Below are 17,192 nucleotides of genomic sequence, written 5' to 3'. Positions count from 1 at the left end.
CATTTTGTGTGTTCGCGGCGGCAGGTGTAGGCGTCGCGAATCATTGAAAACGGCTATTAATTCGATAGCCAGCTATTTTTCAAAGATGGTCTACCCTCTGTTCAGACGTCTGAAACAAGGGGAATTCTCCATGCTCGCGCATCTTCCACCGGCCTTACAGAATCTGCAATTACCGCTTCGCCTGCGACTCTGGGATGGTCATGAACTCAATCTGGGACCGGCGCCCAGTGTCACGATTGTGGTTAAGGACCCACAAATGGTCACCCAGTTTACCCATCCAAGCCTGGACGCCCTCGGTGCTGCTTTTGTCGAAGGAAAGCTGGAGCTCGAAGGATCCATCAGCGAGGTGATCCGTGTCTGCGATGAATGGAGCCAGGCGTTGCTGGATGAAAACGACGACAATCAGCCGGTTCGTAGCGCCCACGACAAAGAGACAGACGCCAAGGCGATCTCCTACCACTACGACCTTTCCAACGCGTTCTATCAGCTATGGCTCGACAGTGACATGGCGTATTCCTGCGCTTACTTCGAGACCGGCAGCGAAAGCCTCGAGCAGGCCCAGCAAGCCAAGTTCCGTCATCTGTGCCGCAAGCTGCGCCTGCAGCCCGGCGAGTATCTGCTGGATGTGGGTTGCGGGTGGGGCGGATTGGCGCGTTTTGCGGCGCGGGAATTTGGCGCGAGAGTGTTCGGTATCACCCTCAGCAAGGAGCAGTTGGCCCTGGCCCGGGAACGCGTAAAAGCGGAGGGCCTGGAGGACCTGGTCGAACTGCAACTGCTCGACTATCGCGATCTGCCGCAGGATGGCCGTTTCGACAAAGTGGTCAGCGTCGGCATGTTCGAACACGTTGGTCATGCCAATCTGGCCGAGTACTGCAATACCTTGTTCGGCGCGGTCAAAGAAGGCGGCCTGGTGATGAATCACGGGATCACCGCCAAATACACTGATGGCCGTCCGGTAGGACGTGGTGCCGGAGATTTCATCGGGAAATATGTGTTCCCCAATGGCGAGCTGCCGCACCTGTCGATGATCTCTGCCGAGATCAGTGAGGCGGGGCTTGAAATCGTCGACGTCGAGAGCTTGCGCCTGCACTACGCACGCACACTCGATCACTGGAGCGAACGCCTGGAAGACAACCTCGAAGCGGCTTCCAGACTGGTACCGGAACAAGTCCTGCGCATCTGGCGGCTGTACCTGGCCGGTTGCGCCTACGCGTTCGCCCGCGGCTGGATCAACCTGCACCAGATTCTCGCGGTGAAGGCCCACGCCGATGGCAGTCACGAACTGCCATGGACCCGTGACGATATCTACCTCTAGAGAATCGGCGAAATAAGCCGGGCGACCCGCATGCCGACCTGCTGCAGGCGGTGGGTCTCCCGGCCTTCTCCTTTGGCGATTTCGTGGGCGTTGGCGAAGTCATCGTTGAGCATCTGTTCCACCTCGGCGGCAAAGGCGCTATCGACGGTCAGCAACATCACTTCAAAATTCAGCCGGAACGAACGGTTGTCCAGGTTGGCGCTGCCGATGGCGCTGATTTCGCTGTCGATCAACACCACTTTCTGGTGCAGGAATCCGGGTTCGTAACGGAACACCCGCACACCGGCGCGCACGGCTTCGAAAGCGTAGAGGCTGGAGGCGGCGTAGACGATTCGATGGTCGGGCCTGGACGGCAACAGCAGGCGCACATCCACACCGCGCAGTACCGCCAGGCGCAACGCTGCGAACACGGCTTCATCGGGGATGAAGTACGGGCTGGTGATCCAGACCCGTTCCGTCGCCGCATGGATCGCTTCGACAAAGAACAGAGAGCAGGTTTCGTAGGGGTCTGCTGGCCCGCTGGCGAGCAACTGACACAGCACGCCGTCTTCCGGATAAACCTCGGGCAGGATCAGTGGCGGCAGGGCATGAGCCACCCAGAACCAGTCTTCAGCGAAAGATTCCTGCATGCACGCCACCACGGGCCCGCGCACTTGCACGTGGGTATCGCGCCAAGGGGCCAGGGGCGGTTTCTCGCCCATGTATTCATCACCGACGTTGTGCCCGCCGACGAAGCCGAGAATACCGTCCACCACCACAATCTTGCGATGGTTGCGAAAGTTCACCTGAAAGCGATTGAACCAGCCACTACGGGGGCCGAAAGCCTTGACCTCGACCCCACCATCACGCAAGGCCTGCACGTAGCCGTTGGGCAGGGAATGGCTGCCGATTCGGTCATACAACAAGTAGATCGCCACGCCTTCGGCGGCTTTCTTCAACAGCAAAGTCTGCAGGCGTTGGCCGAGGCGGTCGTCGTGGACGATGAAAAACTGGATCAGCACGGCTTCTTTCGCCTGGCTGATGGCATCGAAAATGGCGTCGAATGTTGACTGGCCGTTGATCAACAGCCGTGTCTGGTTATTGGCCAGGCAGGGCATGTGTCCGAGCTTGGGCATCGCTCTGAGTGAGGCGTAGGCAGAAGAAGCGCGGGCGGTGAGGGCTTCTTCTACCCAGGGTCGCCAGTTGAGTTCGGAAACGGCCTTGCGCATCTCCTCGTTGGCTTGTCGCCGGGCCTTGATGTAGCCATCAAAGGTGCTGCGGCCGAACATCAGGTACGGGATCAGCGTGAAGTAAGGGATGAAAAACAGCGACAGGGCCCAGGCGATCGAGCCTTGGGCGGTACGGACGGTCAACACGGCGTGTATGGCCGCGATCATGCCCAGCGAGTGCAACAGGGCGATGGTATAACCGAAAATATGCGGTCCGAAGTAATCCATGGGGGCTGCCTTGCTCCTGAAGATTCAGTGCTTAACAGACCATGTTCCGTGCAGAATGTCGCTAATTAATTCGCCCATGAACCGAAGCTCGCGGCTGACGTCTAACGGCCACTACTGATCAGGAGTTACTCGATGAACGTTCGTCTGCTGGGTTTGGCCATGGCACTGGGTTTGGCACTTCCTGTGGCGGCTCACGCGCAAATGCTGCAACCAGGTTTGTGGGAGCTGACCACGAGCAACATGAAGGTCGACGAGCAGAATATGCCGGACCTGCAATTGATCCTCGGCCAGCTCCAGAACCAGATGACCCCCGAGCAGCGTGCCCAGCTGGAAAAGCAGGGCATCACCATGGGCGGCAAAGGGATCCGGGCGTGCCTGACCCCGGAACAGGTCAAGACCGACAACATTCCGCTGACCGATCCGCAGTCGGGCTGCAAACAGGAAATCACCGACCGCTCCGGCAATCAGTGGAAATTCCGTTTCAGCTGCCCGAGAGCCCAGGGTGCCGGTGTGGCGACATTCGTCAGTGATCGCGAATTCACCACCAAGGTCAACGGGACATTCAATGCCACCGGCATTCAGCAGAAGGGCAGCCTCGAATCCCGCGCCGTCTGGTTGGGACAGGATTGCGGCACGGTGAAGCCAAGAGCTTAAAAGCTTCGTCGGATCGCCGCCCGGAACAGGATCGCTCCCACATTGGTTTTGTGAACACCGCAGATCCAGTGTGGGAGCGGGCTTGCTCGCGAAGGCGTCCTTCCAGCCTCCCTAGATCCCCGGCCGACTCAACCACTCACACGCCGCCTCGACGGCCATCCGGCCAAAATCCTCCCCCGTGCGACTGCGCACACTGACGAACCCCCCGGCCTTTTCCTTTTCGCCAACCACGACCAGGTACGGCACGCTCTGGCTATGCTGACGAATCTTGTAGCGAACTTTTTCGTTTCGCAGGTCGGCCTTGGCCCGCACGCCTTTTTGGCGCAAGGATTCGGTTACCGCTTGTGCATAAGTCGCCTGGCGGTCATCCATGCTCACGACAACCACGTGGGGTGGAACACGCCAGTGTTGCAGCTCCTGATGGCTGGACCAGCAAGTGCCGTAGATCCGTTGCTGTAACGTGCCGCTGATGTGATCGAGGGCAAACGCCTGCAAGACTTTGGTGGTGGGGACGTGCGGTCCGTGGCTCTGGTATTCGGTGTCCCCCAGACGGTACAGCGGCACTGCTTCGCGCGCCGGCCGACGACGGATCGAGTGATTGGTTGCGGCCAGTGACTGCATGCGCGCTTCGATGAGGGGCAGGTCTGCCGGGGTCAGCGGTTGCTCGACTGTAAACTCGTAAAAGAAACCGTCACCCAACTCCTTTCCCGCACGCATTTGCGCATGAGGGTGGAGTTGCTTGACCGCCATGGCCAGCATCAATGCACAGGAGCGGCGCAGGATCTCCAGGCCGTCCGGCTCCCGGGGGGTGACAATGCTGACCCGGGCATCCGCTTCGATCAGGTATTCGCAGTCCACCAGTACACCGTCGACCCTTCCCGCTACGGCCGCGCTGGCCAGTTCGGCGCCGATGCTGGCGGCCACCTCGTGCACGGACAGTGGCTGGTCGTATTCACGCAATGAACCATCGGGCAGGGTGATCTGGATCATGGTCGGCGTACTCACGTGCTTCTAACGAGCTTTATCGCATAAACCGTAGGGGCAAACATTAAGACGTTTGTCGTGCCAGGCAATTTGTCCTGACACGATGGCTGTTTTTGGCCACCCGCGTCAGAACTCGTTTTGCAGGGCTTTGTAGCCGCGCACCAGGTCGACGTTGGTGCGCGCTACGTCTTCGGAGAACTCCGAGGCACTGACGCTCACCGGCGGGTATTGCGAGAGGTCGGTGTTGGGGCCGATCCGCGTGGTGGAGGGCACGTAGAAGGCCTCAGGCAGGTCACGACCGTCGACCACCGAGTTGTGCCGAACCACGCAACCGTCACCGACCACACAGTTGAACAGCACGCTGTTGAAGCCGATGAACACTCGGTTGCCCACGGTGCAGGGGCCATGCACGATCGAGCGGTGGGCGATCGAACTGAACTCGCCAATGGTCACCGCCGCACCGGATTTGGAGTGGATGACCACACCGTCCTGGATGTTCGAGTTGGCGCCGATGGTGATCGGCTGCATGTCGCCCGAGTCATCGACTTCGTCAGCGCGGATCACGGCATAGGGGCCGACGAACACGTTCTCACCGATCACCACTTTGCCGCAGATGATCGCCGTCTTGTCGACGTAGGCCGACTCCGCAATCCGCGGCAAATCTCCGGAAGGGTTCTTGCGGATCATGGCTTGCTCAACGCGTTGTACAGGGTGTTGAGGTTGTACTCGAACAAGCCGGTGAAGGTGCTGGCCGGACCGCTCGCCGCCAAGGCGTCGGAGTACAGCGTGCCGCCGATCTGCGCATCGCTTTCATCGGCGATCTGCTTGAGCAGGCGGGCGTCCTTGATGTTTTCCATGAACACCGCCTTGACCTTGGCCTGACGAATCTGGGTGATCAGTGCGGCCACTTCGGCGGCTGAAGGTTCGCGCTCGGTGGACAGGCCTTGAGGCGCCATGAACTCGATGCCGTAGGCCTGGCCGAGATAACCGAAGGCATCGTGGGAGGTCACGATCTTGCGGTTGCCCGGTGACAGTGAACCGAGTTTGGCCTTGGCTTCGGCGAGCAGGGCATAGACCTGTTTCAGATACGCCTGGCTGTTGCGCTCATAGTCGGCGGTGTTTGCCGGGTCGGCGGTGATCAGCGCCTTGGTGATATTGGCGATGTACAGCTCGGTGTTCGCCAGGTTATGCCAGGCGTGCGGGTCGGGAACGGTTTCGCCGTCTTCATCCAGGCTGCGCGGTATGACACCGCGACTCGCGCTGATGACCTGCGCCCGGGTCTCGGTGCTCGTCACCAGTCGATCCAGCCAGGGCTCGAAACCCAGGCCGTTCTTGATGATGAGCCTGGCCTTGAGCAGCGCTTTGGCGTCGTCCGGTGTCGGCTCGTAGGTATGTGCATCCGCGTCCGGGCCGACCATGTTGGTGATCTGGATATGATCTTTGCCAACCTGCCGGGTCATGTCGGCAAGGATGCTGAAGCTGGTGACCACCTGAAGTTTTTCGGCGGCAGACAGCGACATCGACACCATCAAGCTGAACAGCACGAGTAAAGCGCGCATCGGGTAACACCTCATTGGGATGTGAGCAAAGGCGGGCGGCGCAGCAAGCCGTGCACCGGCCCGAACACCACGGACAACAGATACCCTCCGCCGGCCACCAGCACGATTGCCGGGCCACTGGGTAGCGAGTAATAGAACGAGATCAGTAAACCGAGCCACACCGAGAGGCTGCCGAGCAACGCCGCGACGACGATCAGCACCGGCAGGCGACGACTCCAGAAACGCGCAGCAGCGGCAGGCAGCATCATCAGGCCGACCACCATCAACGCGCCGATCGCCTGGAAACCGATGACCAGATTCAACACCACCAGCGTCAGGAACACGCCGTGGGCCAGTGGGCCGAGTCGGCTGACGGTTTGCAGAAAAAGCGGGTCGAGGGTGTCGAGCAGTAGTGGCTTGTAGATCAGCGCCATGGCAATCAGGCTCAGGCCCGAGACCCAAAGCATGCCGGTCAAGGTCGGGCCGTCGACTGCCAGCGCCGAGCCAAACAGCAGGTGCAACAGGTCCAGGCGTTTGCCGGCGATGCCGAGAATCAGCACGCCACCGGCCAGGGAAATCGGGTAGATCGCCGCGAGGCTGGCGTCCTCTCGCAGGCCGGTGCGCCGCGTAATCCAGGCGGCGAGGCCGGCCATGCTCAGGCCGGCGCCGAGACCGCCGATGGTCAACGCCGGGAGGCTCAACCCGGCAAACCAGAAACCTAGAGCCGCACCGGGAAGGATGCCGTGGGCGACGGCATCGCCGATCAGGCTCATGCGCCTGAGGATCAGAAACACCCCAAGGGGCGCCGTACTGCACGCCAGGAGCAAACCGCCGAGCAGCGCCCGACGCATGAACACGAACTCGTGGAACGGTTGCCAGAGATGCGCGGCAGCGATCATCAGGCCACCTGCGCTTGTGGTGGTTGGCGGATCAGTTCGGTGCTCGGGCCGAATGCGCATCCACTGCTTTTGATCAGCAACGTGTGTGGGATGTGCTCGCGGACAGCGGCGAGGTCATGGCACACGACCACCTGTGTTCGGCCCTCGAGGTGCCATTCGTATATGTGCTTCCAGAGCAATGCCTGGCCGAGTTCATCGAGGGCCGCGTGGGGTTCATCGAGCAATAGCAAGGGTGCGTCGGTCAGGCTCAATCGGGCGAGCAGGGCGCGTTGCAATTCGCCGCCGGAGAGGGCCATCAAGGGTCGATCTTCCAGGCCATTCAGGCACCAGTTTTCGAGGACGGTTTTCAGTCGTTGGCTACGGACCTGTGGTGACTGTTTGTTGCCCCAGAAACCGGCGGCGACCAATGCCTGAAGGCTGATCGGGAATTGTCTGTCGAGGTGTTGTTGCTGGGGCAGGAACGACACACCCCCCTTGAGTGGAACACTCAGTCGAACCTTTCCGGCCAACGGTTTTTGCAAGCCGGCGATGACCTTCAACAGGCTGCTTTTCCCGGAGCCGTTCGCACCGATGATGGCAGTCAGGTTGCCCTTCGACAGTTCGAAGTCCAGCGCTGGCGTGAGTGGCTGCCCCGGTGCACCCCAGCGCAAAGCGTGGCAAGCAATCATGCGGCCTCCCAGTTGAAACGGCTTTCGGCTACGGCGTCGTGGGCGTGCAGGCTTTCGGCGTGGATGACACGAATGTGGAAGGCGCTGATGCCTGTGGACCGCTTGAGGGCCAGATTCAAACGGCGTGCGGCGTCTTCGCAGAACATCAGGTTCTGACCATTGGCCAGGGCGAAGGCCTGTTCGTCGGCGCGTTTTACCGCTGTTTGAACGGCGGTGCCGAGTGCGGCTTCAGCGTCGTTGATGACGGCGATCAGAGGCAACTCGTCCAGAAAATCAGCCAGACGTACGCGCAACTTTGCACTGCTGCGTTGGCTGTGAGGTGTGGCGACGATGCCGTTCGTGGAACCGAGCCAGGCTAAAACGTCGGCGTGTTGCAGTGGCTTGTTGGCGAAATCATCGACGAACTGCTGCTGAATCAACTGTCGAGAAAGGGCCGCGGAACACGGGCAGGTTGAGGAATAAGGCACGTCGATTTTTAGTTCCACGTGGAACATTGCGTTTTTCAAACGCGCTTCGATGCTGACCGGATAGCTTTTCCAGCCGGCCAATGGACTGATCAGCGCCGGCCTTTTCAGCAACAAATCGGCATGAATGGTTAGGTGTGCGCTGCTGGATAGCCCTTCATGACTCTCAAGAAAACGCTGCAAAACCCGCCGCAATAAAGCCGGTGAAAGGTTTTCCTGCTCCAGCAATTCAAGCGCCAGATAGAGCCGTGACATGTGAATGCCGCGCGTGTTGCCATCGTCGAGGCTCACGCCGGCATCGACCTTTGCATTCAGTCGTTGGCCATCAAACAAAACGGGAAGAGCAATGCCGCACATGCCCACCCACTCCAGTGGCAGGGCTTGGCGTGAGGCCTGCGCGGCGATATCCGGCAGAGTCAGCGCATTCATGAGCAGGTCCATCGTGGGAGTTGGTTTGACATGTTATAGTATAACATATCAATCGACGATGCCTTTTTCATGAACGGACTTTCATCATGCGCAACCGCCACATGCTCAGTCTGATTTCACGCCATCAACAGAAAAACAAAGAGGCCTAACAGCCAGCGATCCGGCTGCAGGTGAACCTGGCGCTGCTGCCGCCGGAACTGGAAAACCGATTGATCGTGGTCCAGCCCACGCGCCGGTTGTAACCGACCCAGGCCTCGCCATCGGAAGCGATACCGGTGAAAAACGTCAGCTGACCGTAGCGGCTGTTGGTCTGTGCCCAATAGCGTTTTCCGGCCGTTTCGAAGCCCCGCAGATAGAGGGTGCTGCCGGCGGTGTTAACGTTGTAGGCATTGCCATCCGCATCCACGCAGGCCAGCAGGTTGGCACTGCGGGTGCACTTGGCCAGGCTCGGGATCTGGGCCGTCGCCTCGGCCGCCAAAAGCAGCAGGGAAAGCATGATCAATGCAGGTTTAAGGGCGTTGCGCATGGGCTTTCTCACGAGGGGAGCGGTGTTCAGCATCCTGTCCTTTGCCCGGCTGAGCAAGAGGGGATGGTTTATTTGTGTTGTTACAGTATAACATTGTGTAAGCCCGACACAGCGACCGGGCATCCCTGTGAGGAATATGCAGATGTCCAATCGACTCCCCGTGACCGTTCTCTCCGGCTTTCTTGGCGCCGGAAAAAGTACACTTCTTAATTACATACTACGTAATCGTGATGGTTTGCGGGTTGCAGTCATCGTCAACGATATGAGCGAAATCAACGTCGATGGCGCCGAAGTCCAGCGCGATGTCAGCCTAAATCGCGCTGAAGAACGGTTGGTTGAGATGAGTAACGGGTGTATTTGCTGTACGTTACGTGAAGACTTGCTGGAGGAGGTGAGCCAACTCGCCAGAGAGGGTCGCTTCGACTATCTGCTGATCGAGTCCACCGGCATTTCCGAACCGCTGCCAGTGGCGGAAACCTTCACCTTCTGCGATGAAAACGGCCAGAGTCTCAATGACATCGCCCGTCTCGACACCATGGTCACGGTGGTCGACGGCATGAACTTCCTGCTCGATTACCAGGCTGCCGAAAGCCTGGCTTCCCGGGGAGAGACCCTTGGGGAGGAAGACGAACGTTCGATTACCGATCTGTTGATCGAGCAGGTCGAGTTCGCCGATGTGATTTTGCTCAGCAAGATCGACTTGATCAGCAGCCACCAACGCGAGGAGCTGATCGCCATACTTGAACGGCTCAACGCCCGGGCGGAAATCATTCCGATGGCGATGGGTGAAATCCCCTTGAACAAGATTCTCAACACCGGTCGTTTTGACTTCGAAAAGGCTGCCCAGGCACCGGGATGGTTGCAGGAGCTGCGCGGCGAACACGTGCCGGAAACCGAAGAGTACGGCATTGCTTCCAGTGCTTACCGGGCTCGCCGGCCGTTCCATCCGCAGCGATTCTTCAATTTTATCGACGGTCCTTGGGACAACGGCAAGCTGCTGCGTTCCAAGGGCTTTTTCTGGCTGGCGAGCAAGCACATGGACGCCGGCAGTTGGTCTCAGGCCGGTGGTTTGATGCGCTATGGTTTTGCCGGGCGCTGGTGGCGTTTCGTACCGAAAAACCAATGGCCGCAAGACGAAGAAAGTACCGCCGGGATTATGAAAAACTGGACCGCCGACAGCGGGGACTGTCGCCAGGAACTGGTTTTCATCGGCCAGAACATTGACTTCACGCAGCTCACGGCCGAACTGGACGCATGCCTGCTGACCGATGAGGAAATGGCGCTTGGCGTAGAGGGCTGGGGTTTGTTGCCTGATCCATTCGGCCCTTGGTATGAAGAGGCCGCCTGAAACACTACTGGCGCTTCAAGGCTTGAGCCAGGTGCCCTGGCTCTGGGCCTCGCAGTACGGCTGCAAATACGCCGCGTCGGTGGCAACGCCGTAATAGTGAATATCCTGTCGGTAGGGCATATTGGTGACTTGGGCGTTGCTGCAGATACCAAATGCGCCGCCGGGACATTGATCGACATACTGCACCTCGACTTTTTGCCCCGCCAGGTTCGGTTGGCAGAAACCATCGGCGAAGAGTTTTGGCGGGATGTTGCGGTTCTGTTGGCAAACCTGGACATCAATCCGCTCGCCCTGGCTGTGAACCACACAAGCCTGGGCCAGCGCCTCGCTTGAAACGAGTGCCAGGAGCAACGACAAGCCGATCAACCGCATCCACCACCTCCTCAGAAATCATCGACCATGCTGCAGAATATCCCCACTCATGTCATTGCCGGCCCGTTGGGCGCCGGCAAGACCAGCCTGATCAAGCACCTGCTGGCCCAGCGCCCGGCTGGCGAGCGGTGGGCGGTGTTGATCAACGAGTTTGGCCAGATCGGTCTCGACGCTGCACTACTGACCCAGGACGCCGATGGTATCGCACTGGGGGAAGTGGCCGGGGGCTGCTTGTGTTGTGTCAACGGTGCGCCGTTTCAGATTGGTCTTGGGCGCTTGTTGCGCAAGGCACAACCGGATCGGTTGTTCATCGAGCCCTCGGGGCTGGGGCATCCGGCGCAGTTGCTCAGGCAATTAAGCGAAGCGCCGTGGCAAGGCGTGTTGGCTGTCCAGCCTTGTGTGCTGGTGTTGGATGCCCAGTCGCTCGCTGCTGGCAAACCGCTGCCGGATGTTCAACAGCAAGCGCTGGGCCATGCGGGATTGCTGCTGTTGAACAAGTCTGAGGGGCTCGAAGAAGAAAGCCGTCAGCGAATTGCCGGACAATTGCCGCCGCTCCCCCTGTGCTGGACGCAACAGGCGGCTTTACCTTTGAGCGAGTTGCCGGGGCTGAATGCCAAAGCGCGGGCAGGTGTGGATAACTTCGTCGTGCCCAAGGGATTGGCGCAGTTGCCGGCGATATGGAGCGATCCCGCGCTGCCCATTTGCTTGAGTCAGGAACAGGGCGGAGGCTGGAGCATCGGATGGCGTTGGCACCCAAGCCAGGTGTTTGATGCCGCTCTGGTTGGCCGGTGGCTTGAAAGCCTTGCCTGGAGGCGGGCGAAGCTGGTTATCCACAGCGCCCACGGCTGGGTCTCGGCGAACGCGGTGGATAACTCGGCGCTGGACTGGAAGCCCAGTGAATGGCGGCAGGATTCGCGTATCGAGCTGATTTTCAGTGAAGCGCAGAATGCAGAACGACTGCAGCGTGAGTTGGCGGCGTGCCGATCCGGATCGGGTTAACGGCTCATGGCCGCCACTTGGTATGGTCCTGACGCCACTGGCTCAGCTCGATCACTTCCGCGCGAGGTTTCACCACGTCGACCACCGGCTCGGTTTCGTCGAACGGGACCGGGTAGGGCGCCAGCTCAATCTGTGCGCTGTGAGCGCCGAACTGGGTGATGGTGCCGTTGTGTCGGGTTTCGCCGGTCACGGTGAATTCGAAGTTATACACACGGGCCAGGCGTCGGCGACCACTGGCATCCCTGATGAACGCGATTCTTTTCAAGGCCACGTTGCCGTCGAGCAATTCGATCCCGAGCTTGCCGCAATGCTGCTTGACCCGCTCCAGCGCGCGCTCGCGCAAGCCGTGGTTGTGCCATAGCCATGCGCCGGCAGTGGCGAACAGCATCAGCACGAATATATTTCCAAGGGTCAGCATCAACAGGGTGCTCCAACAAGATAGTGTCAGCTTAACTGCGTCGCTGGTCTGTCGTACAGGCTGCGTTTAGTCGCATACTGCGCGGCTAGAATTTCAATCGTTTTACGGAAATCCACCGCATGAAACGTACTCCGCATTTGCTCGCTATCCAGTCCCACGTGGTATTCGGTCACGCCGGCAACAGTGCCGCGGTTTTCCCGATGCAACGGGTCGGGGTGAATGTCTGGCCGCTCAACACCGTGCAGTTCTCCAATCACACCCAATACGGTCAGTGGGCCGGTGAAGTGCTGGCGCCGCACCAGATCCCCGACCTGGTCGAAGGCATTGCGGCGATTGGTGAGTTGGGCAACTGCGATGCGGTGCTCTCCGGTTACCTCGGCAGCGCGGCCCAGGGCCGGGCGATCCTGACGGGGGTGGCGCGGATCAAGTCGATGAACCCCAAGGCACTGTACCTGTGTGACCCGGTCATGGGGCATCCGGAGAAGGGCTGCAGTGTTCCGGCGGAGGTCAGTGATTTCCTGCTGGAAGAGGCCGCCGCCGTGGCGGACTTCATGTGCCCGAACCAGTTGGAGCTGGACAGCTTCTCCGGGCGCAAGCCGCAATCGCTGTTCGATTGCCTGGCCATGGCGCGTGCATTACTGGTGCGCGGCCCGAAAGCGGTGCTGGTCAAGCATCTGGACTACCCAGGCAAATCGGCAGAGGTTTTCGAGATGCTGCTGGTGACGGCCGAAGGCAGCTGGCATTTGCAGCGCCCGTTGCTGGCGTTCCCGCGTCAGCCGGTGGGCGTGGGCGATCTGACGTCCGGCCTGTTCCTGGCGCGCGTGCTGTTGGGCGACAGCCTGGTGGCCGCGTTCGAGTTCACGGCGTCGGCGGTGCATGAAGTGCTGCTGGAAACCCAGGCCTGTGCCAGCTACGAGTTGGAACTGGTCCGGGCTCAGGACCGGATTGCCCATCCGCGGGTGCGGTTCGAGGCTACACCAATCAGTCTCTGATTCAGCGTTGAACCCATTCGCGAGCAGGCTCGCCCCCACAAGGCTAGTGCAGTACCTGTGGGAGAGAGCCTGCTCGCGATAGCGATCCGAAGATCGCGCGAGAGCGACCTGCCTTAGACGTCGCCCTTGATCTCCTGATAGCGCTTTTCCGACTCCTGACGAATCTGCCGGCGCTGCTGGGCCTGCATGTAACGGCGCTTGTCTTCGCTATTCTGGGGTTGCAACGGTGGTACGGAGGCGGGTTTGCGCTGGTCATCAACCGCGACCATGGTGAAGAAGCAACTGTTGGTGTGGCGTACCGAGCGTTCGCGGATGTTCTCGGTCACCACTTTGATGCCCACCTCCATGGAGGTATTGCCGGTGTAGTTGACCGAGGCGAGAAAGGTCACCAGTTCACCGACATGGATCGGCTCACGGAAAATGACCTGATCCACCGACAGGGTCACCACATAGCGGCCGGCATAACGGCTGGCGCAGGCGTAGGCCACTTCGTCGAGGTATTTGAGCAGGGTGCCGCCGTGGACATTGCCAGAGAAGTTGGCCATGTCGGGGGTCATCAATACCGTCATCGACAGCTGGGCGTTTCCGGGTTCCATAGCATTCTCACGGGTCAAGGCCAGGTTTGAGGGATGCACCTCTGCGGGTGCCTCGGCGGTTTTTTCAAACCAACAGTTATCGGGACGCCGGGTGCAGGGTCGCCGTCACGCCGGATCGATCTGTTTCCATATATTGCACCGCCTTTCTGCCAGAAGTCGCGGTGTTACCCTGCAAAAAGCCCTGCCTCAAGGGCATTTCCTACGTGCAATTCCGATTTTTGTTCTGTTCGATCAGACTTTTCCTGCGTCCGGGGATCGAGCAATACCATCCAGGGAGCCTCACGCCATGCATGCCATCAGTTTCATTCAGGATCTGGCAGTGATCATGTTGATCGCAGGTGTGGTCACCGTGGTTTTCCATCGCCTGAAACAACCGGTGGTACTGGGGTACATCGTCGCCGGCTTCATCATTGGCCCGCACACCCCGCCATTCGGCCTGATCCACGACGAAGAAACCATCAAGACCCTGGCCGAGCTCGGGGTGATATTCCTGATGTTCTGCCTGGGCCTGGAGTTCAGCCTGCGCAAGTTGTTCAAGGTCGGTGCCACGGCATTCATCGCGGCATTCCTGGAAATCGTGCTGATGATCTGGATCGGCTACGAGATTGGTCGCTGGTTTGACTGGAACACCATGGACTCACTGTTCCTCGGCGCGATCCTGGCGATTTCCTCGACCACTATCATCGTCAAGGCGCTCAACGATCTGAAGTTGAAGAACGAGCGATTTGCCCAGTTGATATTCGGTGTGCTGATCGTCGAGGACATTCTGGGCATCGGCATCATCGCGCTGCTGTCCAGCATCGCGGTCAGCGGTACGGTCAGCTCCGGCGAAGTGTTTTCCACGGTCGGCAAACTGTCGCTGTTCATGATCGTCGCGTTGGTCATCGGCATCCTGATGGTGCCGCGGCTGCTGGCCTACGTCGCCAGATTCGAAAGCAACGAAATGCTGCTGATCACCGTGCTGGGCCTGTGTTTTGGCTTCTGCCTGCTGGTGGTCAAGCTTGAATACAGCATGGTCCTCGGGGCATTCCTGATCGGCGCGATCATGGCTGAGTCCCGGCAACTGCTGAAAATCGAACGATTGATTGAGCCGGTCCGCGATCTTTTCAGCGCGATTTTCTTTGTGGCCATTGGGCTGATGCTCGATCCTGCGATCCTGCTTCAGTACGCCTGGCCCATCGCCGTAATCACCGTAGCCGTGGTGCTCGGCAAGATGCTGTCCTGTGGCCTTGGTGCATTTATCGCCGGCAATGATGGACGTACCTCACTGCGGGTCGGGATGGGTCTTTCACAGATTGGCGAATTCTCTTTCATCATCGCGGCACTGGGCATGACGTTGCAGGTCACCAGCAACTTTCTGTACCCCGTGGCTGTGGCGGTTTCGGTGATCACGACCTTGCTGACGCCTTATCTGATTCGTGCGGCCGATCCATTGTCGATCAAGCTCGCTGACGCTATGCCAGAGCGCATGAGACGGGTGTTGGGGATGTATGGCGAATGGCTGCGCAGCATCCAGCCTCAGGGTGAGGGCGCGTTACTGGCATCCATGATTCGCAGGATTTTGCTGCAGGTGGGAGTCAATCTGGCACTGGTGATCGCGATTTTCTTCTCGGGCGCGTACTTCGCCGAACGCATGTCGGCTTACCTGCAAGGCTGGATCAGCGATCCGAGCTGGCAAAAGGCGTTGATCTGGGGTGGGGCACTGCTGTTATCGCTGCCTTTTTTGATCGCGGCGTACCGCAAGCTAAAGGCACTGTCGATGTTGCTGGCGGAAATGGGCGTGAAGCCGGAGATGGCCGGGCGCCACACGCAGCGAGTGCGCCGGGTGATCGCCGAAGTGATCCCGATCCTGTCGCTGCTGGTGATCTTTTTGCTGTTGGCAGCCTTGTCGGCCAGTATTCTGCCGACCAACAAGTTGCTGGTACTGATCGCCGTGGTCGCGGCCGCCGTGGCGGCGCTGCTGTGGCGCTGGTTCATTCGTATGCATACGCGGATGCAGGTGGCGTTGCTGGAGACCCTCGACAATCACAAGGAGTCGTCCGGGCAATGACCACCCAGCGGCGTTGACTGGGTCAGCTTTCCAGCCAGACGTCCCGCGCCCAGTGCCACACCGACTCCCAGGTTTCCTCGGCGATCAGCTCTTCTTCGGCCTGCCAAAGCACCACGGTGCCGTCTTCTTCGACCAGATAGTAGTCGTCACCGACCTGGCAGATCGGGATCAGGCTACGATCGACACCAGCGTCCCAGGCATTGGCGGCAACGTCGGGCAGGTAGGTGTGGGATTGCGGGTCGGTCACGGTAACCGGTTCCAGGCTGCCGTAGACCACGTCGCTGACGGTCAGCAGAAACTCTCTGAAGACGAATGGAATGTCGATGAACAGTTGTTCTTCGATTTCGACCAGCAGGTCTTCGTCGGGCAATTCCAAGGGGACCGGTACCGGTTCGTTGGCTTCACGCAGTTGTTCGATGATTTCTTCCACGTCCGGGATCCTCTTGCTTGTATGGCGCGGTTTATATGGGGCGGTTTATACAGTAGCTTGCTATAGATGCAACCGCGAAATAGAAAACCCCAGCCAGGGCTGGGGTTTTGTTTACAGCAGATGGAGCTCTACGCGATATCAGCCGTTCTGGCGGATACCAGCTACCAGCCAAGGCTGGTTTTCGCCTTGTGCACGTTCCATGTTCCAGCTTTCGCTGAAGACTTCACCCTGGTCGAAACGCGAGGTTTTCGACACGCCAGTGAAAGTCAGGGTGGCAATGGTCTTTTCGGCGCGATCGTCCACACCGTCCAGCTGTACATTGAGGTTATCAATGTAGGTGGACTGGAAACCGTCGCCCAGGTCAGCACGCTCACGCTTGAGGAACTCCAGCATTTGCGGGGTCACGAACTCGGCGATCTTGTCCATTTCGTTGGCGTCCCAGTGCTGTTGCAGGGACTGGAAGTGATTGCGTGCCGCTTCGACGAAGTTACTTTCGTTGAACCAGGCTGGCGCGTTGATCACCGGGCGAGCCGCAACAGGCGCTGCCGAACCACCGAAGATCGAACCGCCGGCAGGCTTTTGTTCGAACGCCTCACGTTGCATCGGCGCGTGACCGGCCGGAGCGTACTGCCCCTGCTGCTTGCGACGACGGGCGGCGATAAAGCGGAAGGCCAGGAACGCAATGACGGCCATGATCAGGATGTCGAAGATCTGCATGCCCTGGAAGCCGCCACCCATGAACATGGAGGCCAGCAGGCCACCGGCCGCGATACCGGCCAGAGGGCCGAGCCAGCGCGAAGCGCCACCGGCTTTGGCAGCGGCACCAGCGGCACCGGCAGCACCAGCGGTCGCCGCAGCGCCGCCCATGCCTGGAGAAGAAGGAGCCATCTGGCTGGTTTGGTGAGTCGGCGCAGCGCCTGCGCTTTTGCCACCACCGAAGCGCTTGGCGGCATTGACGTCGAGACTCATCGTCAGGCCGATGCACAACGCCATGGCGATGCTAAGAAAACGTTTCATAAAGGGAATTCCCATTTGTGGAAGGCACGCGCGCCATGTTGCACAGCTGAAGTGTTA

19 protein-coding genes are annotated in these 17,192 nt (G+C 59.6%); 6 read left to right on the top strand and 13 right to left on the bottom strand.

Annotated features, from left to right (window positions below; translation table 11 throughout):
• The first annotated feature begins 130 nt into the window (after positions 1 to 130).
• Positions 131 to 1,315: a C17 cyclopropane fatty acid synthase CfaB gene (gene cfaB, locus AABM52_RS30350; RefSeq protein ID WP_223455211.1), complete on the top strand. Its 1,185-nt coding sequence runs from the start codon at positions 131 to 133 to the stop codon at positions 1,313 to 1,315.
• On the opposite strand, the gene cls is transcribed toward cfaB, so the two are convergent.
• The gene (gene cls, locus AABM52_RS30345; RefSeq protein WP_347909822.1) at positions 1,312 to 2,751 is read right to left on the bottom strand and encodes a cardiolipin synthase; all 1,440 of its coding nucleotides are present in this window, start codon (positions 2,749 to 2,751) and stop codon (positions 1,312 to 1,314) included. The two genes, cfaB and cls, sit on opposite strands and share 4 nt — an antisense overlap.
• A gap of 132 nt (positions 2,752 to 2,883) precedes the next feature.
• Between cls and AABM52_RS30340 the strand changes: the two genes are divergently transcribed.
• Positions 2,884 to 3,405 (top strand): DUF3617 domain-containing protein, encoded by a 522-nt coding sequence (locus AABM52_RS30340; RefSeq protein WP_095946189.1) that lies wholly within the window; start codon positions 2,884 to 2,886, stop codon positions 3,403 to 3,405.
• 111 nt (positions 3,406 to 3,516) lie between these two features.
• Here AABM52_RS30340 and AABM52_RS30335 read toward each other — a convergent pair whose 3' ends face one another.
• From AABM52_RS30335 to AABM52_RS30305, 7 genes are all read right to left on the bottom strand, one after another.
• The gene (locus AABM52_RS30335; protein ID WP_347909821.1) at positions 3,517 to 4,395 is read right to left on the bottom strand and encodes a His/Gly/Thr/Pro-type tRNA ligase C-terminal domain-containing protein; all 879 of its coding nucleotides are present in this window, start codon (positions 4,393 to 4,395) and stop codon (positions 3,517 to 3,519) included.
• Positions 4,396 to 4,515: 120 nt separating this feature from the next.
• The gene (locus AABM52_RS30330; protein ID WP_347909820.1) at positions 4,516 to 5,076 is read right to left on the bottom strand and encodes a carbonate dehydratase; all 561 of its coding nucleotides are present in this window, start codon (positions 5,074 to 5,076) and stop codon (positions 4,516 to 4,518) included.
• Positions 5,073 to 5,948: a metal ABC transporter substrate-binding protein gene (locus AABM52_RS30325; protein WP_347909819.1), complete on the bottom strand. Its 876-nt coding sequence runs from the start codon at positions 5,946 to 5,948 to the stop codon at positions 5,073 to 5,075. The genes AABM52_RS30330 and AABM52_RS30325 overlap by 4 nt, the downstream gene beginning before the upstream one ends.
• An 11-nt stretch (positions 5,949 to 5,959) precedes the next feature.
• A complete protein-coding gene (locus AABM52_RS30320; protein ID WP_223531990.1) occupies positions 5,960 to 6,826 on the bottom strand; it encodes a metal ABC transporter permease in 867 nt (288 codons plus the stop codon).
• Positions 6,826 to 7,494, bottom strand: a complete 669-nt coding sequence (locus AABM52_RS30315) for an ATP-binding cassette domain-containing protein (RefSeq protein ID WP_347909818.1) — start codon at positions 7,492 to 7,494, stop codon at positions 6,826 to 6,828. The genes AABM52_RS30320 and AABM52_RS30315 overlap by 1 nt, the downstream gene beginning before the upstream one ends.
• On the bottom strand, positions 7,491 to 8,387 hold the full coding sequence (folE2, locus tag AABM52_RS30310) for a GTP cyclohydrolase FolE2 (protein WP_347909817.1): 897 nt from the start codon (positions 8,385 to 8,387) through the stop codon (positions 7,491 to 7,493). Before folE2 ends, AABM52_RS30315 begins: the two co-directional genes overlap by 4 nt.
• Positions 8,388 to 8,532: 145 nt before the next feature.
• Positions 8,533 to 8,913, bottom strand: a complete 381-nt coding sequence (locus AABM52_RS30305; RefSeq protein WP_347909816.1) for a glutamine synthetase — start codon at positions 8,911 to 8,913, stop codon at positions 8,533 to 8,535.
• A 142-nt stretch (positions 8,914 to 9,055) separates the two neighbouring features.
• On the opposite strand from AABM52_RS30305, the gene zigA reads away from it, so the two are divergent.
• Positions 9,056 to 10,261, top strand: a complete 1,206-nt coding sequence (gene zigA, locus AABM52_RS30300; protein WP_347909815.1) for a zinc metallochaperone GTPase ZigA — start codon at positions 9,056 to 9,058, stop codon at positions 10,259 to 10,261.
• Between the two features lie 15 nt (positions 10,262 to 10,276).
• On the opposite strand, the gene AABM52_RS30295 is transcribed toward zigA, so the two are convergent.
• Positions 10,277 to 10,633 (bottom strand): NADH:ubiquinone oxidoreductase, encoded by a 357-nt coding sequence (locus AABM52_RS30295; protein WP_347909814.1) that lies wholly within the window; start codon positions 10,631 to 10,633, stop codon positions 10,277 to 10,279.
• 27 nt (positions 10,634 to 10,660) lie between these two features.
• On the opposite strand from AABM52_RS30295, the gene AABM52_RS30290 reads away from it, so the two are divergent.
• Positions 10,661 to 11,632, top strand: coding sequence for a GTP-binding protein (locus AABM52_RS30290; RefSeq protein ID WP_347909813.1), 972 nt, complete (start codon positions 10,661 to 10,663; stop codon positions 11,630 to 11,632).
• Between the two features lie 4 nt (positions 11,633 to 11,636).
• On the opposite strand, the gene AABM52_RS30285 is transcribed toward AABM52_RS30290, so the two are convergent.
• Complete coding sequence (locus AABM52_RS30285) at positions 11,637 to 12,050, bottom strand: DUF3301 domain-containing protein (protein ID WP_347909812.1); 414 nt, start codon at positions 12,048 to 12,050, stop codon at positions 11,637 to 11,639.
• A 119-nt stretch (positions 12,051 to 12,169) separates the two neighbouring features.
• On the opposite strand from AABM52_RS30285, the gene pdxY reads away from it, so the two are divergent.
• The gene (gene pdxY, locus AABM52_RS30280) at positions 12,170 to 13,042 is read left to right on the top strand and encodes a pyridoxal kinase PdxY (protein WP_347909811.1); all 873 of its coding nucleotides are present in this window, start codon (positions 12,170 to 12,172) and stop codon (positions 13,040 to 13,042) included.
• 113 nt (positions 13,043 to 13,155) lie between these two features.
• Here pdxY and AABM52_RS30275 read toward each other — a convergent pair whose 3' ends face one another.
• Entirely contained in the window at positions 13,156 to 13,638 is a 483-nt protein-coding gene (locus AABM52_RS30275; protein WP_046038855.1) for an acyl-CoA thioesterase, read from the bottom strand.
• A gap of 286 nt (positions 13,639 to 13,924) precedes the next feature.
• Between AABM52_RS30275 and AABM52_RS30270 the strand changes: the two genes are divergently transcribed.
• Positions 13,925 to 15,688, top strand: coding sequence for a cation:proton antiporter (locus tag AABM52_RS30270; RefSeq protein ID WP_347909810.1), 1,764 nt, complete (start codon positions 13,925 to 13,927; stop codon positions 15,686 to 15,688).
• Positions 15,689 to 15,710: 22 nt separating this feature from the next.
• On the opposite strand, the gene AABM52_RS30265 is transcribed toward AABM52_RS30270, so the two are convergent.
• Together AABM52_RS30265 and AABM52_RS30260 are read right to left on the bottom strand one after the other, a co-directional pair.
• On the bottom strand, positions 15,711 to 16,118 hold the full coding sequence (locus AABM52_RS30265) for an SMI1/KNR4 family protein (protein ID WP_223455238.1): 408 nt from the start codon (positions 16,116 to 16,118) through the stop codon (positions 15,711 to 15,713).
• 138 nt (positions 16,119 to 16,256) lie between these two features.
• Positions 16,257 to 17,135, bottom strand: coding sequence for a Tim44 domain-containing protein (locus AABM52_RS30260; protein ID WP_347909809.1), 879 nt, complete (start codon positions 17,133 to 17,135; stop codon positions 16,257 to 16,259).
• Between the last annotated feature and the right edge of the window lie 57 nt (positions 17,136 to 17,192).

Origin of the sequence: Pseudomonas grandcourensis (assembly GCF_039909015.1) — a bacterium.
Lineage (GTDB): Bacteria > Pseudomonadota > Gammaproteobacteria > Pseudomonadales > Pseudomonadaceae > Aquipseudomonas > Aquipseudomonas grandcourensis.
This window is presented reverse-complemented; position numbering and strand designations above follow the sequence as displayed.